This is a genomic window from Sphingopyxis sp. BE235 (assembly GCF_031457175.1).
Taxonomy (GTDB): Bacteria; Pseudomonadota; Alphaproteobacteria; order Sphingomonadales; family Sphingomonadaceae; genus Sphingopyxis.
Window position 1 is genome coordinate 179,411 of the sequence record NZ_JAVDWC010000003.1, and the last position, 23,801, is coordinate 203,211.

The following is a 23,801-nucleotide window of genomic DNA, read 5'->3' on the forward strand; positions in this document are numbered from 1 at the left end:
CGTGGAACAGCTTCCCGTCTTCCTTAACCTTCGCGGCCGCACGGTCGTGCTGGTCGGGAAGGGGGAAGCCGCCGATGCCAAGGCGCGGCTGATCGTGCGCGCGGGCGGCCGGATCGTGCCGGCGTGGGAGGAAGGCGCGACGATCGCTTTCGTCGCGCTCGACGATGGCGACGCGGCACGCGCTGCGGCGCAGGCGCTTCGCACGCGCGGGCTTCTCGTCAATGTCGTCGACCGCCCCGCGCTTTGCGATTTCACCACCCCCGCGATCGTCGACCGCGCCCCGGTGACGATCGCGATCGGAACGGGCGGGGCATCGGCGGGCCTCGCAAAAGCCGTCCGCCAGCGCATCGAAGCCTTGCTTCCCGCCCGCCTCGGCGCGCTCGCCGCGGCGCTCCACGCCGCGCGCGGCGCGATGAAGGCGCGCTGGCCCGCCGCCGCCGACCGTCGCCGCGCAATCGATGCCGCGCTCGCGAGCGGCGGCGCGCTCGATCCGCTCGATGCCGATGCGGCGGATAAGGTCGAGCGCTGGCTGGCGAGCGAAACCCCGAGCCAGCCATCGCGCCTTGAAACCATCGTCCTGGCAAGCGCCGATCCCGACGACCTCACGCTCCGCGCCGCGCGCCTGCTCGGCGAGGCCGATCATATCTTCCACCCGGCGGACGTGCCCGCCGCCATTCTCGACCGCGCCCGCGCCGACGCGGTGCGTCACATCGCCGATGCACCCCCCGTCGACCCGCCGCCCGGCCTGTCGCTCTGGCTTTTGCCTCCATGAGCCCGGTCCACCCGCTCTATGCTGCTATGGAGCCGACGATTTTCGAGCATATGTCGGGGCTCGCGCGGGCGCATGACGCGATCAACCTGGGGCAGGGCTTTCCTGACGAGCCGCCGCATCCGGACATGATCGCCGCCGCGGCGCGCGCACTCGCCGAAAAGTCGAACCAATATCCGCCGGCCTTCGGGCTGCCCGAACTGCGCGACGCGATCTGCACCTTCTACGCGCGGCGGCAGGGGCTGGCGCTGACCCGCGAACAGGTGATCGTGACCTCGGGCGCGACCGAAGCGCTTGCCGCAGCCATCCTCGCGTTCGTCGCGCCGGGCGACGAGGTGATCCTGTTCCAGCCCGCCTATGACAGTTACGCGCCGATGGTGCGCCGCGCCGGGGGTATCCCGGTCTCGATCGCGCTCACCCCGCCCGACTGGCGCTACGATGCCGGGCAGCTCGCCGCAGCAATCACGCCGCGCACACGCGTCCTCATCCTCAACGATCCGCTCAATCCCGCCGGCACGGTCGCGAGCGAGGCCGAACTGGCTATGATCGCCGACGCCTGCGTGCGCCACGACCTCGTCGCGATCTGCGACGAGGTCTGGGAGGATGTCCGCTTCGACGGAGTGCCGCACCGTTCGCTGATGTCCTTCCCGGGCATGGCCGAACGCGCAGTGAAGATCGGCTCGGCGGGCAAGATCTTCGGTCTGACAGGGTGGAAGACCGGCTGGCTATGCGCAGCGCCCGAAATGGCAACAGCGCTCGGCCGCGCGCACCAGTTCCTCACATTCACGACGCCGCCCGCGCTGCAATGGGCGGTGGCCGAGGGGCTCGATCGCCCCGATGCATGGTTCGCTGCGCAGCGCGAGCGCTGGGCCGCATCGCGCCGGCGCCTCGGCGACGCGCTGAGCGCCGCCGGCTTCACCGTCCTACCGAACGCCGCGACCTGGTTCCTGTGCATCGACCTCGCGGCGTCGGGGATCGCGCTCTCCGACTGTGAGTTCAGCGAACGCGCAGTGCGCGAAGCGGGGGTCGCCTCGATTCCCGTCTCGGCGCTGTTCGAAGGCGATGGCCCGCGCCACATCCTGCGCCTCTGTTTCGCCAAGGAGGGCGCGATACTCGACGAGGCCGTTCGCCGCCTCGCGGCCTTTCGCGACACATTGCGCGCCGAAAAAGCCTAGGGCGCGATCGCCAGCCCGTCGCCATTCTTGCCCGCCGCGATCCGGCGCAGCACCGCGCCGCTCGCAACGTCAATCTCGGCAACCTTGTCGTGCCCGGTCTCGGCGGCATAGATCCGCTTCGAATCGCGGCTGAAGAGCAGCGTGACCTGCCCCTTTGCCTGCTCGCCCGACACCTTGATTGTCTTCACCGGCGCGCGCGTTTCGGCGTCGAACAGGCTGATCGTGCCGCTCGCGATATTGCTCGTCGCGACCAGCTTGCCGTCGGGGCTGGCGAGCACGCGGATCGCGACCGGGTCGACCGGCTGCTCGGCGATTTTCTTGCCGGTCTTCGTATCCCAGATCGACACGCGCGGCGCATCGAGGTCGCCGACCCACAGCTCGCGCCCGCGCTTCGTCAGTGCCAGCCCTTCGGGCTTGCCGCCGATGGTCAGGTCGCGCAGCTTCTTCGCGGTCTTGAGGTCGAGCACGCTGACCGTCCCCGCTGCGATATTCGCGGTATAGGCGGTGCGGTTGTCGGGCGCGACGACGATCATGTGCGTGCCCTTCTGCCCCGTCGAAATCGACGTCAGCTTGCCATCGGGGGCCACCACCGCGACCGACTCGCTGCCCTCGGTCGTCGCGACCAGCCGCCCGTCGGACAGCCACAGCAGCCCGTGCGGCCGCTGATTGGGGCTGAGGTCGATCGTCCGGATCTTGATCCGGTTCGCGACGTCGAACACGTCGATCGTCGTGCTGCCATAGGCGACCACCGCGGCCTGCTTGCCGTCGGGCGAGATCGCGATCTCGTGCGGCATCTTGCCCGTCGGCAGTCGCGCCAGTTCTTCCCCCGACGCCAGCGCGATGACGCTCAGCGTATCTTCGCCCTTGTTGCCGACGAGCAAGGTTTCGGCGCCCGCGGGCGCGGCGAGCAACAGCGTGCAAAGGACGGCGGCGATGGTGTGGCGCATGACGGGTCTCCCGGTTTCGAAGGCGCCAGCCTATCCCCGGCGCACACCGCCGCAACCCCGCTTCGACCAGCGACATGGCCGCGATTACGATAAGTTAACTGGGAAGCGCGCCCGCGTCTTCCTAGCCCTGTTCATGGCGGCAGGTCGCGCCGCCGTTCAGGACAGGAGGGGGAATATGGGTCTGCCAACCATCGATATCGAGGCGCTGCCTTTGCTCGACACCGCAGTCGGATTGTTCGGCTCGCTGATGGGCGAAAGCGCATCATCGGGGCCGTCGGTCTTCGAACTCGCTGTCGCGATCGCGATGATCGTCTACGATTGAGCTGCGGCGGGAACGGAGGGCGCCACCAACCCGGCGCCCTTCGTTCCCCCGCTTTTCGAGGGTGCCGTCATGCCATCCCGCCACGACCATTTTCCCCGCGCCGACGCCGCGCGCCGTCGGGCGATGCGCCGCGCGGTCGCAGACCTCGACGCCGCGTGGAGCGCGGCCGACAGCTCCCCCGACGGACTGCTGACCGCCATCGCGGCGCTCGCCGACGCCCCCGCCGATGTCGCGATAACGCGCCTTCTCCCCTGGCTCTCCGACACACGCTGGCTCCGCAACCGGCTCGGTGCGGCACTGACGTTGCTCGCCGCCGAGCCCTTTGCGCGCCCGCCGCTGCGGATGGTGGGCGGCGGCGATGGCAGTGCCGGAGGGCTGGTCCTTGCCGATCGCGGCGCGATCCGCCTGACGCTCCAGCTGCGGCCATTCACGGCTAATGGCGCCGCGTCCGGCAGCGCGGTCTTCGTCCCCGGCCACGCGGCGATCCATGTCCTCGACGGCGGCGGTGCACAGCTTTGCACGCATGCGGTTGCGGTCAGCGCGGCCGAGGAAGCCGGCGGCTTCACTGCCCAAAGTGCCGCCCGGTGCGACAGCCCGCCGCCGCGCCCGTTGCGGACTGGCGAGACGCTGATCCTCGACACCGCGCGCCAAAGCTTCACACTTCAGGGCGCTAGCAGCGACATCCTCTTCCTTGAACTCATCGTCCAGCCGCCGTCCCGTCTCCCGATCCGCGCCTATGACATCGCAAGCGGCGGCCTGACCCACGTCAGCGCCTCGCGCCGCGACAGCAGCTTCCGCCAGATGGCGCTCGCGCTGCTGCGCCAGCTTGGCCGCACCGACGCGGCGCCGCTTTTCGTCGCCGAGACGGCAAGCGAGGATTTCGCCGCGCGCTGGAACGCGATGCGCGAACTCGTCGCGCTCGATCCCGCAGCGGCGTTTCCGCATCTCGGCGCGATGGCGGCGACCGATCCGCATCCCGAGGTTCGCAGCGCCGCCGCGGCGACGCATAGGCTCTTCTCCCTGCCTTCCGGTGAGACGGGGCGGGAGGGGGGTGGAGGGCCGGGGCCTTGCACAAGCCCGGCGCCCTCCACCCCCAAACCGGCGCCCCGCGCGAAGGGGTCGACCCCATGCCCCGCCTGATCGACCCGCCCGCGGGCCCCGCGCTCGATATCCAAGAGGTGACCGCGCGCCTCGACGAATGCGGCGTCGACCTCGCCGACGAAGCGAGTATTGCGCGCTGCGCCGACCTCCTCGCCGGCCTCGCCCGCAACCCCGACTTTCTCGCCGACCGCGTGATCGCCGCGCTCAAGGCAAGCTACGCCGACCAGCTCACCCTCAACCGCTATACGGCGCAGGTCTTCCTCATCCACCGCAGCCCGCGCGGCTTTTACCTCCGCGCCAACATGTGGCCGTCCGAGCGCGACGCCGCTTTCACCGCGAGCGGCCCCGCGGCCTTCTCCTACGGCGTCCCGCACGACCATAATTTCAGCTTCCTCACCGCGGGCTATTTCGGCCCCGGCTATGTCAGCGACTATTATGATTACGACCCCGAAACCGTCGACGGCCGCCTCGGCGAGTCGCTGAACCTGACATTCGTCGAGCGCAGCAGCTTAAGCTATGGCAAGATGATGCTCTACCGCGCCCATCGCGACATCCACAGCCAGCTCCCGCCGCCCAGCCTTTCGGTCAGCCTCAACATCATGGACGAGGGCGACCACGTCCCATGGCGCGACCAGTATATCGTCGATCTCGAGCATGGCACGATCGCCAAACGCCCGACGCTGACCAGTAGCGAAATGCTGCTCCGCTGCGCGGTGCATCTGACGGAGGATGGGAAGGACGTCGCCGAGCAGTTTGCCAAGGCGCATCCGGTGCCAAGGGTGCGCGCGAACGCGATTGCGGCGCTGGCGGCGGCGGAGGAGGGCGAGGACAGGGTGGCGGTGCTGGAGCGGGGGATGCGCGATGGCGCTGCGCGGGTGCGCGATGATTGCGAAAGGTGGCTGACCTTCTAACCTCGCCGCCAGATCCTCCACGTCTTCGCGGCCAGAAACCCCTTTCCTACATTATCGCGCCATGCCAGCGTCCCTCTGCTGGCTCTTTGATTCGTTGGAAATCTGCGGCTCCGCCGCAACGCATCCGTGGCGAAAGGTCGTGGCTGTTGCGACCTTTGCAACCTTGCGCCCTGGACGGCACGCACGCCCCGCGCTCGGCCGCCTGCGGAAGCCGAAAAGGGGTGCGTCACGGGGCTGAACTTCGCTGAACTTTGGATCAAAATTGCACCGCCCGTTCCGGGGCGCCCACTCCCTGCTGACAGCGCGCATTTCCGCTGCTAGTGGGCCTTCCATGACAACCCCGCTTTCGCATATCCGCAACTTCTCCATCATCGCGCACATCGATCATGGCAAGTCGACGCTCGCCGACCGGCTCATCCAGTTCACGGGCGGGCTGACCGCGCGCGAGATGTCCGCGCAAGTCCTTGATAATATGGACATCGAGAAAGAGCGCGGGATCACCATCAAGGCGCAGACGGTGCGCCTGAAGTATAAGGCGCACGACGGTGAGACGTATGAGCTCAACCTGATGGACACGCCCGGACACGTCGACTTCGCCTATGAAGTGTCGCGAAGCCTCGCGGCGTGCGAGGGCGCGTTGCTCGTCGTCGACGCGGCGCAGGGGGTCGAGGCGCAGACGCTCGCGAATGTGTATCAGTCGATCGAGCACGACCATGAGATCGTCCCGGTGATCAACAAGATCGACCTGCCCGCGGCCGACGTCGACAAGGTGAAGGCCGAGATCGAGGACATCATCGGGCTGCCCGCCGACGACGCGGTGCTCGCGAGCGCGAAGGCCGGGATCGGCATCGAGGAAGCGCTGGAGGCGATCGTCACGCGCATCCCGCCGCCGAAGGGCGACGCAACCGCGCCGCTCGTCGCGATGCTCGTCGACAGCTGGTACGACCCGTATCTCGGCGTCGTCATCCTGATCCGCGTGATCGACGGCGTGCTGAAAAAGGGCCAGCAGATCAAGTTCATGCAGGCGGGCACCACACACCTGATCGACCGCGTCGGCTGTTTCACGCCCAAGATCGAGCAGCTCAGCGAGCTCGGCCCCGGCGAGATCGGATTTATCACCGCGCAGATCAAGGACGTCGCGCAGGCGCGCGTCGGCGACACGGTGACCGACGCCAAGAAGCCCGCCGCCAAGGCGCTTCCGGGGTTCAAGGAAGTCCAGCCCGTCGTCTTTTGCGGCATGTTCCCGACCGACGCGAACGACTTCGAGAAGCTCCGCGAAAGCATCCAGAAGCTCCGCCTCAACGACGCCAGCTTCTCGTTCGAGATGGAAAGCTCGGCCGCGCTCGGTTTCGGTTTCCGCTGCGGTTTCCTTGGCCTGCTCCACCTCGAGATCATTCAGGAGCGGCTGACCCGCGAGTACGACCTCGACCTGATCACCACCGCGCCGTCGGTGGTGTACAAGCTGAAGCTTGGTCATACGAAGAATGAGGCGGCAAAGGAGATCGAACTCCACAACCCCGCCGACATGCCCGACCCGAACCGCATCGACGAGATTCAGGAACCGTGGATCGAGGCGGTGATTTACGTGCCCGACGAATATCTCGGCCCGATCCTGAAGCTGTGTCAGGACCGCCGCGGGGTGCAGAAGAATCTGACCTATGTGGGCGGCCGCGCGCAGATTACCTATGAACTGCCGCTCAACGAAGTCGTGTTCGATTTCTATGACCGGCTGAAGAGCATCAGCCGCGGTTACGCCAGCTTCGACTATCACCAGATCGGCCACCGCCCCGGCGACCTCGTCAAGATGAGCATCCTCGTCAACAACGAGCCGGTCGACGCGCTGAGCATGATCGTCCACCGCGGCACCGCCGAGACGCGCGGCCGCGGCATGTGCGAGCGGCTGAAGGACCTGATCCCGCGCCACATGTTCAAGATCCCGATCCAGGCCGCGATCGGCGGCAAGGTGATCGCCCGCGAAACCATCGCCGCGCTGCGCAAGGACGTGACCGCCAAATGCTATGGCGGCGACGCGACCCGCAAGAAGAAGCTGCTGGAAAAGCAGAAGGAAGGGAAGAAGCGGATGCGCGAATATGGGAATGTGAACATTCCGCAGGAGGCGTTTATTGCGGCGCTGCGGATGGGGGATGATGCCTGATCGGATTTTGAAGTCTGGAAACCGGGCTTATTATGCTCTCATGGATTGCAGCTGGCCATCGTCATACTCGTAAAAGTCCGGATTTCGAATTGCTGTCGTTTGAATAAGTTCGCAAATTAACTCGTCAAACGAAATCTGTTTTTTGTGATCGCCCACGCGGTAAAGAGTATAGTCGGCATGCTGAGACGAAGCTTCGAGGAGCATAAAATAAAAGGCTTCGAATTGCTCTTCACGCCCTGCTGGATCGCTTCGTCCTGTGAAAAGCCGAAACCGATTGTGAGCGTTTTCAAAGGTTGATCGGCGCTTCGAAGTGCCATCTTCCGCAGCGCCAGCACCGAAGATAAACAGGCCACCCAAAACAGCATAAGGGAATCGGCGGTGGAGTGTCACTGCCTCGAAGAGCATGTCTCCTCGCCGATTTGTCAAATTTTTTTGATAGTTCTTAGTAGTTTTGTCTCTGAAATTAATTGACTTAATCGAAACTCCAAGGATTAGACCACTTTCTTCTGTCGACCATGTCACATCGACCTTCTTCGCCCCGATACCGCCAGCCATCCGGCGTTCAGCGCCAGATCCGTCGAGTTCACCGGGAAGGGCTGGACGAGCTTCATTTAAACCACGAAGGCGTAGTTCTTCCGCTAGAGCGAGAGCGATATTCGCAGATACCTTTTCGCTATATGCCTTTTTCAGCGTCGATGCGGCCTCATCTGACGGTCTGTCCCCCGCAGCGGTAAGAGCTGCACTTATCGAGTCGTCAATCCTTGCCATTCTTTCCCCTCGCGCGCCGACGCTGGAATAATACGTCTCTGGCCGCTCGAAGAGCTTCTAAATCACTTTTTGTAACATTTGCCAATAATATGGAATCGACAGCTTCCGCTGCCTCTTCAACATTACCCTGCCGAAGCTGGCGCGTAAGCTGAGATTTTATTGCGCGCAGTTCTTTCTCAACAGACCTTATGTGTATGAAAGAGGGGACAGGGAGCAAATCAGCTTCGCGGGGTTCCATTTTTAATAGCCCACCGCCATAAGCGCGCCCCACGATTTCAGCGCCAAGCAAGGTGACGCTGTTCAAACTTGCAATCGGCAGCAACTCTCTGCCCATCGACCGACGATCATCCTTTAATTTCACACCGTAGATTGAATTTAAAATATGTGCCTTCGAGCTGTTCGTAATCAGCCGCGGCCGATCATGATTCATATAAGTTAGGAATAAATCAGGTATTTCAACAAGAGGTACTCTCCACCATGGCGATCTCATGCGGCACTTGTAAGCTTCCGCTATACTAGATTCCTCGCCTCGCTTTATATAACGTAACGCTGGTTCTGATGGTCGTTCACCGGGGTAAAACAAAAGCGTGCGAGAATCATCTTGCGACAGCTTTCTCCAAGCCGCATCGGTGAAGGTCAGACCTCGCATATGGCGTGAACCCGGTGGAGAGATAGGAATTACATCAGATTGCGTCAGACCATGTTTGCGAAGGTCATTTGCCGACAACGTGAAGAATTTATTATTTCCAGTGACGGCGCCGAGATATGTTCTCCCCCAACTTCCCAAATCTTCAAAATGGAGTGAGGCGATTTCACGATATGCCGCAAAAGCGTTCTTTGCGACAAGCGCTGGAGTCCATTTTTCGCCTACAGCTGGGGCATGTTCTGTCCATTCGGCAGCTTCCACATCCTGTAGGGTTTGTGCGTTTCGCGTCTGATAGACTTCAAAGCATTTGGCTCCGCCAGACCCTTCCGCGAGCAGCAATACAACTTCTTCCAAGACTTCTGGAAAGACGCGTTGTTCAAACATAATCAGGCGAACATGCGCAAAACGACGGAGAAGAAAGTTTCTTACCTCCGCGGCGTAGCTGACTGATAAAAGCTCGGCAGGAAGAACAAGGGCGAGGCGTCCACATTCAGAAACATGTTGAGAGGCTTTCAAGACGAAACCAGCCCATGAACTTGCCAAGCCGGAAAGGCGAACGCCCTGTGCAAGCGCGGCCTCTAGGCTTTTGGCACGCGCGGCTCCAGAAAACTGCTGGTAACGTACGAAGGGTGGGTTCCCCACAATGGCATCGAATTTTTGCCGTTCGTCATAGTCGAAGAAATCAGAGACCGTCACCGATGCGTCTAGGTTAGCATCGCGCAATATGGATTTAGCCGCGACGGCTGAATCCTCGTGTATTTCGACACCATGTAGCTGGCTCGACCACAGGAGGGGACAGGCATCTAAGTCCCGCAAACGCTCTCCTGCTGCGAGCAGGAAGCTCGCTTCACCACATGAGGGTTCGAGGATCACGTCGTTAGGTGACCGGATAGCCCATCGAGCAAGATAGCGGGAAATTTCTGGCGGCGTGAAAAATGCGCCGCGCGATTTCCGGTTCTCTTGAGTGTCCACGCGCTATCCCCTTGACGGTCTTTTGCTTGACTCGGTTTGCGCGAACAAGCCCTGCAGGGTTGTTTTCCGAGAATTTATCTGTTCTATCTATGTTCCAATAGGTAAGTCAAGAAAAAGCATCAGGTTTCCGGCCATTCCGGACAAGAATCTGATCGTCCTAGCCAGCTATCTGCTCCTCCAACCGCACAACCCGCACCACGCACCGCGCTGGAATCTCGATCACGCCGCTCAGCATCAGCCGTTCCTCGTCGCCGACGATCGTTGCCGATCCGGCGAGCACTTTAATGCAATCGTCGTCGTGGATCAGGCGGCCGATCGATAGGCAGGTCTGGACCTGTTCGGGCTGGAAGGCTTCACAGGAGACCCAGCCGCCATAGGGTTCGCGCGGCGGGACCATATGCTTTCGACCCTGCGGCCGAAGCGGGCGGAGCCGGCTTCGTGGGGGCGGGCTTCGCGGATGCGGCGTTCGAGGCTCATGCTTCGCCCTCCGCCCGGTGCTCGGCCTGATGCGAGGCGGCGGGCGCCGGGGTTCCCGCTTTCCACTCCGCCCAGCTTTCCTCGCAATAGGCGGCGTTCCATTCGCGTTCGAGCGCCGCGATCGTGCGTTCGATGCGGCGGCGAGCGGTGTCGCGTTCGCGGCCGGTGCCGCCGCCGCTGAGGCTGGTGTCCGCGAGGAAGCCGTGGGGGTGCTGGAACACGGGCTGGCGCGCCTGTTGCCAAGCTTCGGCGCGTTCGCGCACGGTGTGGGCGGCCATGCGCATGTCGCCGCGGGTGATCTTGCCGGTGGCGAGGTCGCTTTCGCCGGCTTCGCCCTCGATCATATGCTCCTCGTAACGCTCGAACCAGATCTCGTCCTCTTCGCCGCCCTCGGTCCAGGGGACATGGCCGGCGGGCGGCGGGGCGGGGTTCGACAGGTCGCCGCCCTCGGCTTCCTCCCAGTCGATATTGCCCGCACCCGCCGAGAGCGGGACGATCATGTCGGGGTGGTGCATGTGCCATTCGTGCTTTTGCGGGTTGATATAGGCGTCGGCTTTTCGCACCGCGGCCCAATCGGTGCCGGGGCCGGTGAGCAGGTCCCACGCGGCGCGCTTGACCGGGTCGTGCGAAATCTTGCGCTGATAGGCGGTGCGGATGATGCGGAGGCGATCGTCGAGGTCGGTCTCCTGCCGGTTCGCGCGCGCGTTATGTTCGAGCAGCTTTGCCTGGCGCTCGGCCTCCCACTCGGCCTGCCATTTCTCGCGCAGGCGGCGGATGGCATGCGGGAGCGCGGTGGCGGGGCCGTCGACGGGGTTGATGCCGCCGAAGCGTTCGGGGAAGCGGCTGGCGGCGATATGCTGCATCGCGCGGATGTGCGGCCGGCGGCGTTCGAGGATGACGCGGCCCTCCTTCGAGATCGTCTCGGGCACGCCATAGATGGCATATTCCATGAGCAGGTCGGCGACGCGGCGCGCGCCCGCCTCGACCGCGCGGTCCCATGCGGCGGCGAAGCTGTCTGCGTCGTCGCGCTTGCGCAGCTGGTAAAAGGCCGAGGTCGAGTGGCCCGCGATCTTCGCCGCCATGCTCACCGCGCCGGTCGCGGCGAGATGCGCGATGAACATCCGCTGTTTCTGCGCGGTGATGCCGGTCCATCGTTTGCTGCGCTGTTCGACGGGGGTGAAGGCGAGTTCTTCGGGGAGGTCGTCGGGGTTAATTGCGGGGTCGGCCTCTGCGTCGATGACGGCGGGGAGGGGCGGGAGGATTTCTTGCTTCATGGGGGTTGGCTCCTGTGGTTCGTTATTGATTTAAGAACGAACCATATGGGAACAATGTAGGAAAGGGGAAAATTGGAGTCCTCCTGTATCGTCACCCCGGACTTGATCCGGGGTCCCGCTATCCACCGTCGCTAAGCGGGATCCCGGATCAAGTCCGGGATGACGAAGGGATAGGAGGCGCGCCCAACGCCGCCCCGTGTCAGGGGCGGGGCGACGAAGGGGGAGGGGGCGGCGGCGGGGCGCCTACATCTCGATCGTGATGCGCACCTTCGACGGGGTGGTGCCCGCGGCGTGGGCGATTTCGGCGCGCATGCGGGTCACGAGGTCCGACAAATGGTCGCTGCCCGGCGCGCTGTCGCGGCTCAGGAGTTCGGTGGGCGAGGTGCCGAGGAGATCGGCGAGCGCCTGCAGCCGCGCGAGCCGCGGGCGCGAGCGGCCCTGTTCCCAATAGCAGATCGAGGTGACGGTGACGCCGAGCCGGCCGGCGATGTCGGTCTTGCTGAGCCCCCTGGCCTGACGCAGCCGCGCGAGGCGATCGCCGAGCACTTCATAGCGTGCGTCGCTGTCCGGGTGAGCGTGGATCACAGACGTGCAACCTTTTCGACTTCGAGGTGCAACATTACCAAAGTTAAGGGCGGTCCGGCTTTCAACATTTCACCGATTATGGCGGGGGAAAATGCGTAGGGCGCGCCGCCAAGCGGGTGGATTGCGGGCGGGGCGCGGCGCCCCTATCGTGCGCGGGCAGGAGGCCGCGATGACCGGAATGGACAAGCAGGCAGGGGCGCGGGTGGCGCCGCGGATCGAGGACATCGCGGTGCACTGCACGCTGAACGACGGCACCGCGGTGTGCCTGCGCACGATCACCCCCGACGATGCGCCGCTGATCCGCGAGGGGATTGCGAAGCTGTCGGCAGAGTCGCGCTATCTGCGCTTTTTCTCGCCCGCGCCGGTGCTGCCCGATGCGGTGGTCGAGCGGCTCGCCGATGTCGACGGGCACGACCATATCGCGTGGGGCGCGATCTGCACCGAATGCCCGGGGCAGCCGCCGATCGGCGCGGTGCATGCGGTGCGCCACCGGCATGACGGACCGGTGGGCGAATTTTCGATTGCGGTGCTCGACGCATTCCAGGGGCGAGGGCTGGCGCGGATGATGACCGCCGCGCTGCTTGTCCATTGTCATGCCGAGGGGCTCGACATGCTCGACGTACATATGCTGTCGGAAAATGCCGCGGCGCGGCGGCTGGTGAAATCGCTGGATGCGGCGTGGGCGGGCGAGTCGGCGGGGGTCGCCGACTATAAGCTTGACGTCGCGGCGGGGATCGCGGCGCTGCGCGCCGATGACGACGCGCCGGGGGTGCAGGATGTGCTGCGCCTGCTCGAAGAGGCCGGCGGATAGTCCCTCCCGCCGCCCTGGGTCGCTGGTGGCGGCGGAAGGGTGGTCCGTGAAATGGTTCGCTTAAAAGCGAGTTCCCGTCCCATTCAGGGTCAATATCCGCGATTGCGCGGGGCGGCGGTGATCGAGATCACAGGTCCCGCGAAAATATGCCGCGCACGATAAAGGGCGCCGGAATGAACCGGCGCCCTTCACCCTGCCCTTTAGGGGAGGCAGCCCTTACTTCTTGGCGGGGTCGGCCGGCGGCGTGGTGGGGGCGACTTCCGACGGGGCGATCTCGCCATTGTCGTCCATCGCATTGGCCTTTTCCTCGCCGGCGGCTTCGACAGCGTCGGCCTTCGCTTCGGTTGCTTCCTTGGCCGCGCCCTCGGGCATGGCGTCGGCCTGCTCGTCGATCACGTCGGCCTTGGCTTCGGCCTGATCCTCGACCTTGTCGGCAGCCGGGCTCTGGCAGGCGCCGAGCGCGAGGGCCGAGGTGGCGGCGAGGGTGATGAACATCTTACGCATATTGAATGACTCCCAAAGTTGACTTGGAGGCTTAACGCGGGGTGAACGCAAGGGTTGCAATGAAATTATCAAGTCCTTGGAATAGCGCGTATTTTCTTTTGATTCGGCGTTGTTTGGGGCGGGAATTCAGGGAACGTCCCTTACCCTGACATAGACCGTACCCGACGACGTCAAGCCATCCGGCGAGCGTCCGGTGTAGGTGAAATGCGTGAGACCGGTGAAGGTGCCGCGCCGCGACACCGTCACATAACCGTCGCTCGACAGCAATACCGACAGCGCCCCCGGCGCGTTGGACTCGACCGACGTGATGCTGCCCTGCGACGACGAGCCGCCGAACAGCGTCCAGTCGTTGCAGTAAGGCGCATAGGGCTGGGTGTCGCACCCGCCCATCCTGATGCGATAGGGAGTCGTGCCCTCGGGACCGAGTTCGCGATAGTCGGTTACCCCGACATAAGCGGTCATGGCCGGCGGTACGACCGTCGCAAAGGATTGCGCCGCAGCCTCGATGTCGGCCTGGGTTATCGCCTCGATCCGCGCCAACGCGGCGTTGGGCCAGCTCCTGTGCAGGATCTTGAGTTCGGGGAGGACATAGAAACGATAGGCGTAGGCCCAAGCGCGGACCGCGGCGTCATCGGACAATCGTTCGGGCATCGCCGCAAGATATTTCACGAGCAGCGTCGCCATCGCATCGAGACCGGCGTCAGGCCAGCCCACGGCTACGCGGCTCTTCTTCAGTGCCGCCAAGACGACCGCCTTGTCGGAGAGCCTCGCGTTCCCGGTCTCGTTGATGAGTTGGGCTAGATATTGGGAGACCTCACGCAGCGTGACGGTGGAGTCGATCGGATCGCCGTTCGTGTCCTTGGTCACCACCGCCAATGCCAGCAACTGAAGGTTGACCGACGTTATTCGCGCCGCGTCCTCGGCCACCATGGCGTTGCTGCTGCGCCGCCCGTCGACAGGATTGAATGTGAGTAAATTCGTGTCGCTTCGCAGGGCGGCCGCGCCCGTCGAGAGCCCGAGCGCATTGCGTACGCTGTTCTGGTTGCCGTGCGCGTCGATCAATGTGCTGAGCGGGGAGATCACCGTCGCGCCGGCCGGAGCCGTCATCTGGGCGAAGGCAAGGCCGGTCGTGGCATCGATGCCGTACGCCTGCATTCGATGCGCTGGTGATCCCGGCACCGATCCTATTCCCGTTCCCGGGACCGTAACGCCGCGACCAAAGGTTCCCGTCATCGAGGTCGGCGTCATGACGTCCGGTGCATCGTTGAACTGGCTGTTGCCGTTCATATCGATCAAGACGGTCGCCAACAGCGGGCCGCCACCGACGGCCGAAAATATGGTCGGGGTGGGCGTGGGGGTCGGCGTTGGTGTCGGCGTTGGTGTCGGTGTGGGCGGCACGGTGACGACATTGCCGCCGCCCGAGTCTCCGCCGCCACCACAACTTGCGACCAGGGCCGCGATCGCAGCCGATAAGAACATCTTTTTCAGATGATTAGAATTCACAATATTCCCCCCGCTTTTATGGCGGGAGTAATCGGGAGGCTCCGCAACGGCAATATTTAACTCGGCCGGTCCGGATCGCTGCCGCACTTATCCATCCATGTGCGGCAGGCAAAAAAGAGGGCGCCCGAAGCGCCCTCTCTCATGCCTGGTCCGGTCCCGCGGCCTTTAGAAGCGCTGTTGGCGCTCGTAGAGGTCGCGGTAATGCTGGATGCGCGTGACGCGCAGTCCGGGCATGCCGCTGCGGTCGATCGACCGCTGCCAGCCGGCAAATTCCTCGAGGGTCAGCCCATAGCGTTCGCACGCTTCGTCGACGGACAGGAGTCCGCCGTTAACGGCCGCGACGACCTCTGCCTTGCGGCGAACGACCCAGCGGGTCGTCGATGGGGGCGGCAGCGAGTCCAGCGTCAACGGCTCCCCGAGGGGGCCGATAACCTGTGCGGGCCGGATTTTCTGATTCTCGATCATGCTCATTCCACATTATTACCGTCGGAGGGGGGTGTGTCCGACGCATTCGTATCTAGAACAGAGGGATTCAACATCGGCTGAAATCCTCTGGTAAACAGGCCGTTCATAGTTTCGGGCAGGGCGTTCGCATCGTCGGACAAATCGAAGAAACGAACGACGCGGGGGGCTTTTTGTTCCGCCCTTGCGCGCGTCCCGCAAAATATGTGGCGCACGGCGTTAAGCTTCGCCGCATGGCGTTCGCGATGCGCCTGCGTCCGCAGCTGCCGCACCGTCGGCAGGGCAGCCTGGCGTGCGCTGGACACGGCCAATATGATGTCGAAGCCGGGCTTTGACAGCTTGGCCGCACCGGCGATGCGCGGAAGATCGGATGGAACGAAGTTCATGCGACTCGTCTACGCCAGAGGAGCTAAGGTCCCGTAAATGCCTGTTTCAGAACCTGTTAGCGAAGCTTAACCCCCGTCAATATCTTGACACTTTGCGCGGAAAAGCTGGCTTTTTTGCATTCGCATCCCTAGATGGCGCCGATCATGATCGAGACGATTCCTTCCCCTGCCGGGCTTGCCCAGGCCGACTTTCAGCTGCCGATGCCGCTGAAAGACCGGCGAATCGTCGTCGCGATGTCGGGCGGAGTCGACTCGAGCGTCGTCGCCGCGCTCGCCGCGCGATCGGGCGCCGAGGTGATCGGCGTGACGCTCCAGCTCTACGATCATGGTGCCAAGGCGAAGCGCGTTGGTGCCTGCTGCGCCGGGCAGGACATTCGCGACGCGCGCGCGGTCGCCGACCGGCTGGGCTTCGCGCATCATGTCTATGATCATGAAAGCCGCTTTCGCGACACGGTGATCGACCAGTTCGCCGACGAATATCTGTCGGGGCGGACGCCGATCCCCTGCGTGCGCTGTAATATGGGGGTGAAGTTCACCGACCTGTTCCGGCTCGCGAAAGAGCTGGGCGCCGATTGCCTGGCGACGGGTCATTATGTCCGCCGTATGATGGGTCCCGCGGGCGCCGAGCTGCACCGCGCGGTCGATCCGGCGCGCGACCAGAGCTATTTCCTCTTCGCGACGACGCAGGACCAGCTCGACTTCCTGCGCTTTCCCTTGGGCGGCCTCGAGAAGAGCGTCGTGCGCGAGATCGCACGCGACCTTGGGCTCGGCGTCGCCGGCAAGCCCGACAGCCAGGACATCTGCTTCGTCCCCGACGGCGACTATGCGACGCTCGTTCGGAAGCTGCGCCCCGAGGCCGACGATCAGGGCGACATCGTCCATGTCGACGGCACCGTGCTCGGCGCGCACAAGGGCCTGATTCATTATACCGTCGGGCAGCGGCGCGGGATCGAGATCGGCGGGCAGGCCGAGCCATTATATGTGGTGCGGCTCGAAGCCGCGACGAAAGCCGTCGTCGTCGGGCCGCGGCGCGCGCTCGCGGTGTCGGGCGCGCGGCTGGGCGAGGCGAACTGGCTGGGCGCGGTCGACGGGCGCGATGTGCTGGCGAAGGTGCGCAGCATGGCGAAGCCGGTGCCCGCGCGCGTCGCGGGCGATCGGCTGATCTTTGCCGAGGCCGAATATGGCGTCGCGCCGGGGCAGGCGGCGGTGCTGTACGATGCCGCCGACAATTCGCGCGTGCTCGGCGGCGGCTGGATCGAAGAGACGTTCGCGGCGGACGGGCTTTAACCCGGAATAGATTGAACTTTCTTCCCCGATGGCGCAGCCTGCGAGCAACAAGGGAGAAGAATGATGGTCAATTGGGTCTTGCGCGGCGCCGTCCTGCTGTGGGCGCTGTTCTTCGTCATCGTCGGCGCGCGCGGGTTGTTCGACCCCGCGAGCTATACCGCGACCTTTGGCATCTTGGTCGAGGGCCCGGCCACCAACACGATCCGCGCCGACCTGTCGGCCTTTTTCCTTGTCGCCGCCGGCGCGGCCGCGATCGGCGCGCTGGTCCCGGGCTGGCTGCGCGCGCTGCTCGTGCCCGCCGCGCTCTATGGCACCGCGCTTGCCGGCCGGTTGTTCGGGGTGGCGAGCGGCGATACGGTGAACACAGGGATCGTCCAGGCGATGATCATCGAGGCGCTGACCGTGTTGCTGATGGTTGGCAGCTGGTGGGTGTTGTCGCGGCCGGTCGCGGCGGTCGATAATGCGGCGCCCGTCGATGCTGGATAGCGGGCAGTCCAATGAGTTTCGCGGACAGCTATCTTGGAAAGCTGCGTTCGCTCGTCGGGAGCCGCTGCCTGCTCGTCCCGGGCGCGCGCGTCGTGATAATCCGGAGCGACGGGTCTATTCTCCTGCAACATCGAAGCGACTTTGGCGTGTGGGGCCTTCCCGGCGGAAATGCGGAAGAGGGCGAAGATCTGACGGAGGTGGTCGTCCGCGAGACGCTTGAAGAGACGGGACTTCGCATTCGAAATCCCGTGCCCTTCGGCTTCGGCAGCGATCCGGAATATGAGACGGTGCGCTTCCCGAACGGCGATGTTTGCCAGTTCTTTGTCATGATGTTCTTCGCGACCGAATTTGACGGCGATGTAACCGCCGACGGATCGGAAACGCTCGACCTGCAATGGTATCGCCCGGACGACCTGCCCCCGATGCTTGAGAATATGCGCCGAAGTGTCGAGGCATTTACCGCTTTTGAGAAGAGCGGGTCGTTTCAGATGATCTGATCCATGAATGGTTCGGTAAAGCGTCGATTATGGTGCTGCCATTGACGGGTAAGCGCGCGGGCAGGTTTCGACCGAAAGCTGTCCCAGCAATCATCGTCACCCCGGACTTGATCCGGGGTCCCGCTTGATGTCGAAGCCAGTCGGTGCCTCAAAAAAGCGGGATCCCGGATCAAGTCCGGGATGACTAAAGAAAATTGAGCAACGGCAACTCTCCACCCCAAAGCTGACCCACCCACAAACGACCTATTCCCGCCGTTGCTTGTCTTTTTAACCATTTTGTGAGTTATTGCGCGCCGGGTCGCTTCTGTTTTCCTTTGTGGTGGGGAGGAAGCGTATGACAAGCGATGAGGACAAAAGGGCGAGTTCGGAGCGGCGGTCGAGTGACCGCCGGACGACCGACGACCCGAATTACAAAGGACCGGATCGCCGAAAGGGCGATCGGCGGACGGGTAAGGATCGCCGTTCCGACTGAGTGCGGCGGCGCGTGCCGGCAGGAGAAGAAATTTGACCGAACCGCGCGTGCCGCACCTCGCCGTCGACATCGTGTCCGACGTGATGTGCCCCTGGTGCATCATCGGCTGGCTGAAGTTCCGGAAGGTCATGGACCATTTTGCGGGGCGGCTGGATTTCCGCGTCCAGTGGCATCCGTTCGAGCTGAACCCCGACATGCCGGCGGAGGGCGAGGACGCCGCGGCGCATGTCATGCGCAAATATGGGATCAGCGCCGAGCAGAGCCGGACGAACAGCGGCAGGATGGCGGGGGTCGCCGCCGATCTCGGCTTCACCTTCAATCGCGGGCCGGAGTTCCGGATGCGCAACAGTTTCGATGCGCACCGCCTGCTGACCTGGGCGGGCGCGCTTGAGGAGCCCGAGCAGGATGCCGCTACGGGCGTGCAGACCGCGCTGAAGCTCGCGTTGTTCACCGCGCACTTCACCGACAATCGCGACGTTAGCGATCATGCGGTACTCGCCGATGTCGCGGCCTCGGTGGGACTCGACCGCGCGCGCGCGGCGGCGATCCTGGCGTCGGCCGAGTTTGGCGAGATGGTGCGCACCGAAGAAGCCTATTGGGCCGACCAGAATATCACCGGCGTGCCCGCCTTCATCCTCGGCGGGCGGATGCTGATCCCGGGGGCGCAGGATCCCGAGGTTTTCATTCGCGTGATCGAGACGAAAATACTGGCGGCCGCCGCCTGAGGAACGGCCGCGTGATCCCGCGCGTTTCCCGGCTATCCCTGAAAGGAGCCGGCCATGATCGACGATCCCCGCAAAGCAGATGCCCAAGCCGATGAAGCGCCCGAAGCGCGCAATCGCGAGCAGGATGACGAGGACGCGCAGGCGCAAAGCGTCGCCGAAGCCGCGCGCCGCGACCGGCCGCAGGAAGACAGCGACAAGGTCGGCCGCGGTGACGATAGCGACGATGTGCAGGATCTGGTCGATCATATGAACCAGATGGAGCGGTCGGGCGTGATCGACATGGACGCCTATCGCGGCGAACGCAGCGACGACGACGAGGACGACGAGCTTGGCCCCGGCGGGGTCGAGGACGACGAGCCGCGCGGCGCGCCCTGACCTCCTTGGATTAAGAGTCAAAACGGTGCCGTAGCGGGCGCGATTGACCTGCTTTGCCGGTCAAAGCGGTGCGACCTCGCCGGGATTTTGCCAAGCCCCGACAGCTAGGGTCGCGGCATGTCCGGACCCGATTTTTACGATCCGCGGCCGGTACGCCGGCGGCGCACTGCCCGATCGAAGCTGTGGCTGAAGCCGGCGATGGCGGTCGCCTTCGTCGCTGCGCTCGCGACCTTTCGGGGCTTTCCGGGCGGAGCCGAAGCGATGCCCGCGCCCGCGGTATCCGTGCTTGCGGGCGGCGAAGGCGCAGCGGCGCGCGACGCGCTGTCGGCGCGTTTCGCACTCTGTCACAGCGGCGGCGGCAGCAATTGCGTCGTCGACGGCGATACCTTCTGGTTCGCGGGCGATAAATATCGCATCGCCGATATCGACACCCCCGAAACGCATCCTGCGCGCTGCGCCGAGGAGGCGGCGCTCGGCGACGCCGCGACCGAACGGCTCCGCACTTGGCTGAATGCCGGCGCCTTCAGCCTCGAAAGCGCCGGGCGCGACACCGATCGCTACGGCCGCAACCTGCGCATCGTCACGCGCGGCGGGGCGAGCGTCGGGTCGGTGCTGGTCGCCGAGGGGCTGGCGCGGCCATGGGAGGGGCGGCGGCGCCCCTGGTGCTAATCGGTCGGGGTAGCGGTGCGGCGGCGCGATGGAAAGCGGGCGCGGCTTTCGGGCGCTCTGCCTTAGTATAGGGGAGCCGACTCGCTTTTCTGTGCGTATGATGGTCAAGCTCCCCCCTCCCGGAGCGGCAAGGAGAATGACCATGGCAGAGCATGACCATAGCGCGATCAAGGAAGGCCTGAACGTTGTCGGCGCCGACGGCGTCCACGTCGGCACCGTTGACCATCTCGACGGCGAGCGCATCAAGCTGACCAAGGCCGACAGCGGCGACGGCAAGCATCATTACCTGCCCGCGGGTCTGGTCGCGGCGGTCGAGGGCGACACGGTCCGCCTGTCGGCGAACGCCGCGAACGCGGTCGACCTGTTCGAAGAAGCCGAATAGTTTAGGCGAGATAACAGAGGGCCGGCGGCGCAATCGGGCGCGCCGGCACCGAACTGGCCCGCCCCCTCCCCTGGGGCGGGCCATTTTCGTTTGCGGGTGCGGCATAACGACGAAAGGGAGCCGGTGTCCCGGCTCCCTCCCCGATCGCTGGCGCGATGCGGTCTCTCCCGATTTCCAAGGCGGGGAGCCGAGTGCACCCGGCTCCCCCAGCGCGGCCACGTCCCTTATTGCAAGGGGTCGCCGCGGCTAGTCCCGTATGTCAGCGCGATTCGATCGCGGCGGTGGTGCGCGCCTGGATTTCGGCGCTCGACAATTTGGTGACGAGGCCGTGGGTCGCACCCACCGCGCCGTGATAGATCTGGGCGATCGGCACATTGTAGAGCTTGCCGCCGCGCACCACGACCGCGGTGTCGCCCTCGACGCTTTGTACCGTGCCGAGGCTGTTGCCGCCGGTGTCGTAAAGTTCGGCGCCCGCGCGCACCTGTTCGCGCGTCGCGAGGGTCAGGTTGGCGGCATCGACGGACTTGCCGACCGTGCTGTCGACGCGATCGACGGTGCCGCCGACGGGGTTGGTGACGCCATCGACCGCGCCATCGACCGCGCCGCCCTTCAGACCGACCTTGCCGACCAGATTGATGTTGGCGCTGCCGTCAGGGGCGAGCTGGGCGGGGGCCGGTGCGGACGCGGTCTGCGCGAGCGCGGGGAAGGCGAGGAGGGCGGGGGCGACCGTCAGAAGGGCAAATGCTTTGCGCATGTCTGTCTCCGTCGTGGGACTTGAGTCAGGGGATTTGGGTCAGGCATCGGCGCGCCCCGCGGGGGGGAAGGGGGCGTCGCCGATGCCTTGGCTGGAGAAACTTGTGCAATGTCCGATTGTTGCATTGCGTTTGGCGCATTGCGACGGACCGCCGCGCGTGCGCGACGAGTGGCTAATGCGGTTGCGGACGGGGCGGTTTTCCGGGCGGCCCCGCGATCAATTTATTGAGCGTTGCGAGGCGCTGGCGCGCCGCGGTCCAGTCGCGTTCGGGGTGCGCCTGGATCTGATCGAGGAGGATGCGAACCTCCTTGCGGCGGTCGCCTTCGGTTACAGCCTGCATGGGCTTTCTCCTTTCGCGCCGGAGTATAGCAAGTATCCGGCGCGGGGGGCGGCGATCCGTCGCGCGGCAGGGGCGGTTAGTCCGGTCGGGACGCCGCGTCGCGCCGCTCGTCGCGGCGCACCTGTTCGCGCGCGCGCTGGCGGGCGATCCTGCGGTCGTGGCGGTTGTGGCGCAGGAACGCGATGCCTGCGATGCCCGCCGCGACCAGCAACAGGATCAGGCCGTAGGCAATGAGGATTCTGGTCTCGATGATTTCGACTCCTTGGGCGATTGGGCGAATCTGTGTTGTGCTGTAATAATTACGGATGCTGCGCCCGTAGGTTCCCTTTGCGGCGTCGCGGCGCCCGCTCATCGCCTCCCCTTGCGCACGCTTTTGGCGCCAGGAGAGTGGGAAAAGCGGGCGGCGCGAAGATCGCAAAGATCGCCCACGGAGCGCCGGGCGAAAGGTCGCAAAGGTCGCGCGTGGGTGCGATGCTTCGCGCCGCGGAGCGGCTGCGGATTTCAAGTTCAAAGAGCGAGGGGTGCAAGGCTGGCACGCGGCGGCAATGTAGGAAAGGCGCGCGCGGTCCTGTTTCGCATCGGCGCGGAAGGACATAAGCCGGGGCGGGGTAGCGCGGCGGGGCGGCGATGCCTATTTAGGCCGCGATGACAAACGGGGACCGGAAAATGGTGGTGGTGGCACGGCTGCGCGCGGCGCCGCTGGTGGGGTGGCAGTTCGTCTGCGCGGTGCTGCTCGGCGTCTTGCTGGCGCGGCTCGACTGGGGCGGCGATCCGGTTGATGCCTTCTGGAACATGATATTCGGGCAGCCGCTGCGGCTGCTCGCGATCGCCGCGGTGCTCGGCGTGTGGGCCTATATCATCGGCATGTGGCGGCGGCGCGGCGATTACCTCCGCCACGACGGGGTGACGCTCTATCGCGGCGCAAGTGCGCAGTGGCCGCTCGCGCTGGTCAAGGACGTGGTGGTTGCCCGCGGCAATATCGGGCTGGAGTCGCTGCGGCTGGTCGTCGACGACGACAGCGAGGTCACGCGCGAGCTGGTGAAGCTCTATATGCTCGAAGGCCCGCCCGAGGTGGCGCGCGACGGAGTGATGTTCGCGGTGGCGCGGGTGGGCGGGGTGATGCGGCCGGTTACGGTGCATTGAGGGGCGCGGGGTCGCTCTGGCGGTTCCAAAGTTCAGCGAAGTTCAGCCCTATCGTCATCGTGCGTCGGCATCGCCGGTGACGCCGGGACCGCTTCGCCCGCGCCGTCGCGATACCAGTGCGGCAGCGTCCCGTCGCACAGATCGGCCACTTCCAGCGCCACCGCGAGATCGTCGGGAGCCATCAGCGCGGCGGGCGCGGCCGGCGGTTCGGGGTGCAGATGGACCAGTGCCTCGGCCACCGGAGCTGCGTCGGTTCGCGGCGCCGCGGCGTTGCGGAAACAGTCGGGGCCATAGACGCGCAGCAGGAACATCAGCAAGCGGTCGCTCTGGCGCAGGCGGCGGCCGACGCGGTTGCCGTCGCGGTCGAACACCGGCTCTTCGCTGCCGACCAGCGCGCGTTCGAAGGCGGCGTCGAGCAATTTCTTCGACGCCGCGTCGATCGCGGCCGACCAGGCGCGGTCGAACGCCTCCGCCCCCGGCGCGCGGCGCAGGCGATAGGCGGAGGATTCGGACATGCCGACACATTGCGCGGCGGTGGCGACCGAGCCGCTGTCGGCCAGCGCCTCGATAAAGGCGCGCTGCTTGTCGGGTGACCAGCCATCCTTGCGGCGCTTTTTCAGCACCGGCACCCAGTCGTAAGCAGCGGGGTCGTGGCCGTGTGCGTCGAGCGCGGAGGTGGTTTCGGCGATGGGGGCGAGGGCCGCGTCGGGCGAGGGGATGGGTGCGATGTGGCTCATCTGCCAGTTTGGAGCATACGCGGATAATGTAGGACAGGGGTTTTTGGGGTGGGGTGTGCGAAATAGGATTTGGGGGTGCATGGGTTGGCGCAGAGATCGGGTTTCGCGCGAAGACATGAAGCGCCAGCCCCTCATTCGTCATGCCGGACTTAATCTGGCATCCATT

29 protein-coding genes are annotated in these 23,801 nt (G+C 64.9%); 15 read left to right on the forward strand and 14 right to left on the reverse strand.

Going from position 1 to position 23,801, the window contains the following annotated elements:
- The first annotated feature begins 1 nt into the window (after position 1).
- Both J2X38_RS14470 and J2X38_RS14475 read left to right on the forward strand, forming a co-directional pair.
- Positions 2-772, forward strand: coding sequence for an NAD(P)-dependent oxidoreductase (locus tag J2X38_RS14470; protein ID WP_310255139.1), 771 nt, complete (start codon positions 2-4; stop codon positions 770-772).
- Positions 769-1,944 (forward strand): aminotransferase, encoded by a 1,176-nt coding sequence (locus J2X38_RS14475; protein WP_310255140.1) that lies wholly within the window; start codon positions 769-771, stop codon positions 1,942-1,944. The genes J2X38_RS14470 and J2X38_RS14475 overlap by 4 nt, the downstream gene beginning before the upstream one ends.
- On the opposite strand, the gene J2X38_RS14480 is transcribed toward J2X38_RS14475, so the two are convergent.
- Positions 1,941-2,891 (reverse strand): beta-propeller fold lactonase family protein, encoded by a 951-nt coding sequence (locus J2X38_RS14480; RefSeq protein ID WP_310255141.1) that lies wholly within the window; start codon positions 2,889-2,891, stop codon positions 1,941-1,943. The genes J2X38_RS14475 and J2X38_RS14480 overlap by 4 nt on opposite strands.
- 175 nt (positions 2,892-3,066) lie before the next feature.
- Between J2X38_RS14480 and J2X38_RS14485 the strand changes: the two genes are divergently transcribed.
- The 4 genes from J2X38_RS14485 (at position 3,067) to lepA (ending at position 7,380) form a co-directional block, all read left to right on the forward strand.
- A complete protein-coding gene (locus J2X38_RS14485; RefSeq protein WP_156419673.1) occupies positions 3,067-3,213 on the forward strand; it encodes a hypothetical protein in 147 nt (48 codons plus the stop codon).
- Between the two features lie 69 nt (positions 3,214-3,282).
- Positions 3,283-4,353: a HEAT repeat domain-containing protein gene (locus J2X38_RS14490; RefSeq protein ID WP_310255142.1), complete on the forward strand. Its 1,071-nt coding sequence runs from the start codon at positions 3,283-3,285 to the stop codon at positions 4,351-4,353.
- Positions 4,341-5,225 carry a transposase gene (locus tag J2X38_RS14495; RefSeq protein ID WP_310255143.1) on the forward strand — a complete coding sequence of 295 codons (885 nt, stop codon included), beginning with the start codon at positions 4,341-4,343 and terminating at the stop codon, positions 5,223-5,225. Before J2X38_RS14490 ends, J2X38_RS14495 begins: the two co-directional genes overlap by 13 nt.
- Before the next feature lie 331 nt (positions 5,226-5,556).
- The gene (gene lepA / locus J2X38_RS14500) at positions 5,557-7,380 is read left to right on the forward strand and encodes a translation elongation factor 4 (protein WP_310255144.1); all 1,824 of its coding nucleotides are present in this window, start codon (positions 5,557-5,559) and stop codon (positions 7,378-7,380) included.
- A gap of 30 nt (positions 7,381-7,410) precedes the next feature.
- On the opposite strand, the gene J2X38_RS14505 is transcribed toward lepA, so the two are convergent.
- The 5 genes from J2X38_RS14505 to J2X38_RS14525 all read right to left on the reverse strand — a co-directional run bounded on the left by J2X38_RS14505 (position 7,411) and on the right by J2X38_RS14525 (position 12,102).
- On the reverse strand, positions 7,411-8,148 hold the full coding sequence (locus tag J2X38_RS14505; protein WP_310255145.1) for a hypothetical protein: 738 nt from the start codon (positions 8,146-8,148) through the stop codon (positions 7,411-7,413).
- Complete coding sequence (locus tag J2X38_RS14510; protein ID WP_310255146.1) at positions 8,135-9,766, reverse strand: N-6 DNA methylase; 1,632 nt, start codon at positions 9,764-9,766, stop codon at positions 8,135-8,137. The genes J2X38_RS14505 and J2X38_RS14510 overlap by 14 nt, the downstream gene beginning before the upstream one ends.
- Positions 9,767-9,923: 157 nt before the next feature.
- Positions 9,924-10,163, reverse strand: a complete 240-nt coding sequence (locus J2X38_RS14515; RefSeq protein ID WP_310255147.1) for a hypothetical protein — start codon at positions 10,161-10,163, stop codon at positions 9,924-9,926.
- A gap of 76 nt (positions 10,164-10,239) precedes the next feature.
- Positions 10,240-11,517 (reverse strand): hypothetical protein, encoded by a 1,278-nt coding sequence (locus tag J2X38_RS14520; RefSeq protein ID WP_310255148.1) that lies wholly within the window; start codon positions 11,515-11,517, stop codon positions 10,240-10,242.
- 243 nt (positions 11,518-11,760) lie between these two features.
- Positions 11,761-12,102, reverse strand: a complete 342-nt coding sequence (locus J2X38_RS14525) for a helix-turn-helix transcriptional regulator (protein ID WP_310255149.1) — start codon at positions 12,100-12,102, stop codon at positions 11,761-11,763.
- A 169-nt stretch (positions 12,103-12,271) separates the two neighbouring features.
- Here J2X38_RS14525 and J2X38_RS14530 point away from each other — a divergent pair, with 169 nt between their 5' ends.
- A complete protein-coding gene (locus J2X38_RS14530) occupies positions 12,272-12,913 on the forward strand; it encodes a GNAT family N-acetyltransferase (RefSeq protein ID WP_310255150.1) in 642 nt (213 codons plus the stop codon).
- Between the two features lie 216 nt (positions 12,914-13,129).
- Here J2X38_RS14530 and J2X38_RS14535 read toward each other — a convergent pair whose 3' ends face one another.
- The 4 genes from J2X38_RS14535 to J2X38_RS14550 all read right to left on the reverse strand — a co-directional run bounded on the left by J2X38_RS14535 (position 13,130) and on the right by J2X38_RS14550 (position 15,768).
- The gene (locus tag J2X38_RS14535; RefSeq protein WP_056368757.1) at positions 13,130-13,417 is read right to left on the reverse strand and encodes a hypothetical protein; all 288 of its coding nucleotides are present in this window, start codon (positions 13,415-13,417) and stop codon (positions 13,130-13,132) included.
- 126 nt (positions 13,418-13,543) lie between these two features.
- Positions 13,544-15,007 (reverse strand): hypothetical protein, encoded by a 1,464-nt coding sequence (locus J2X38_RS14540; RefSeq protein WP_310255151.1) that lies wholly within the window; start codon positions 15,005-15,007, stop codon positions 13,544-13,546.
- 78 nt (positions 15,008-15,085) lie between these two features.
- A complete protein-coding gene (locus J2X38_RS14545) occupies positions 15,086-15,385 on the reverse strand; it encodes a DUF1153 domain-containing protein (protein ID WP_037518529.1) in 300 nt (99 codons plus the stop codon).
- Positions 15,386-15,387: 2 nt separating this feature from the next.
- Positions 15,388-15,768 carry a hypothetical protein gene (locus J2X38_RS14550; protein ID WP_058540000.1) on the reverse strand — a complete coding sequence of 127 codons (381 nt, stop codon included), beginning with the start codon at positions 15,766-15,768 and terminating at the stop codon, positions 15,388-15,390.
- 132 nt (positions 15,769-15,900) lie between these two features.
- On the opposite strand from J2X38_RS14550, the gene mnmA reads away from it, so the two are divergent.
- The 7 genes from mnmA to J2X38_RS14585 all read left to right on the forward strand — a co-directional run bounded on the left by mnmA (position 15,901) and on the right by J2X38_RS14585 (position 20,661).
- Positions 15,901-17,055: a tRNA 2-thiouridine(34) synthase MnmA gene (gene mnmA / locus J2X38_RS14555; protein ID WP_405053460.1), complete on the forward strand. Its 1,155-nt coding sequence runs from the start codon at positions 15,901-15,903 to the stop codon at positions 17,053-17,055.
- Between the two features lie 60 nt (positions 17,056-17,115).
- On the forward strand, positions 17,116-17,541 hold the full coding sequence (locus J2X38_RS14560; protein WP_310255153.1) for a hypothetical protein: 426 nt from the start codon (positions 17,116-17,118) through the stop codon (positions 17,539-17,541).
- An 11-nt stretch (positions 17,542-17,552) separates the two neighbouring features.
- Positions 17,553-18,038 carry an NUDIX domain-containing protein gene (locus tag J2X38_RS14565; RefSeq protein WP_310255154.1) on the forward strand — a complete coding sequence of 162 codons (486 nt, stop codon included), beginning with the start codon at positions 17,553-17,555 and terminating at the stop codon, positions 18,036-18,038.
- 504 nt (positions 18,039-18,542) lie between these two features.
- Positions 18,543-19,235: a DsbA family oxidoreductase gene (locus tag J2X38_RS14570; protein WP_310255155.1), complete on the forward strand. Its 693-nt coding sequence runs from the start codon at positions 18,543-18,545 to the stop codon at positions 19,233-19,235.
- Between the two features lie 54 nt (positions 19,236-19,289).
- On the forward strand, positions 19,290-19,610 hold the full coding sequence (locus J2X38_RS14575; protein WP_310255156.1) for a hypothetical protein: 321 nt from the start codon (positions 19,290-19,292) through the stop codon (positions 19,608-19,610).
- A 117-nt stretch (positions 19,611-19,727) separates the two neighbouring features.
- Positions 19,728-20,279 carry a thermonuclease family protein gene (locus tag J2X38_RS14580; RefSeq protein ID WP_310255157.1) on the forward strand — a complete coding sequence of 184 codons (552 nt, stop codon included), beginning with the start codon at positions 19,728-19,730 and terminating at the stop codon, positions 20,277-20,279.
- A gap of 142 nt (positions 20,280-20,421) precedes the next feature.
- On the forward strand, positions 20,422-20,661 hold the full coding sequence (locus tag J2X38_RS14585; RefSeq protein ID WP_058539995.1) for a DUF2171 domain-containing protein: 240 nt from the start codon (positions 20,422-20,424) through the stop codon (positions 20,659-20,661).
- A 259-nt stretch (positions 20,662-20,920) separates the two neighbouring features.
- Here J2X38_RS14585 and J2X38_RS14590 read toward each other — a convergent pair whose 3' ends face one another.
- The 3 genes from J2X38_RS14590 to J2X38_RS14600 form a co-directional block, all read right to left on the reverse strand.
- Complete coding sequence (locus J2X38_RS14590; protein WP_310255158.1) at positions 20,921-21,415, reverse strand: hypothetical protein; 495 nt, start codon at positions 21,413-21,415, stop codon at positions 20,921-20,923.
- Positions 21,416-21,587: 172 nt separating this feature from the next.
- A complete protein-coding gene (locus J2X38_RS14595) occupies positions 21,588-21,755 on the reverse strand; it encodes a hypothetical protein (RefSeq protein WP_197411555.1) in 168 nt (55 codons plus the stop codon).
- A gap of 76 nt (positions 21,756-21,831) precedes the next feature.
- Positions 21,832-22,107: a hypothetical protein gene (locus J2X38_RS14600; protein ID WP_310255159.1), complete on the reverse strand. Its 276-nt coding sequence runs from the start codon at positions 22,105-22,107 to the stop codon at positions 21,832-21,834.
- A gap of 314 nt (positions 22,108-22,421) precedes the next feature.
- Here J2X38_RS14600 and J2X38_RS14605 point away from each other — a divergent pair, with 314 nt between their 5' ends.
- Positions 22,422-22,898, forward strand: coding sequence for a hypothetical protein (locus J2X38_RS14605; RefSeq protein WP_310255160.1), 477 nt, complete (start codon positions 22,422-22,424; stop codon positions 22,896-22,898).
- Between the two features lie 32 nt (positions 22,899-22,930).
- Here the strand turns inward: J2X38_RS14605 and J2X38_RS14610 are convergent, their stop codons facing one another.
- Complete coding sequence (locus tag J2X38_RS14610; RefSeq protein ID WP_310255161.1) at positions 22,931-23,635, reverse strand: hypothetical protein; 705 nt, start codon at positions 23,633-23,635, stop codon at positions 22,931-22,933.
- Between the last annotated feature and the right edge of the window lie 166 nt (positions 23,636-23,801).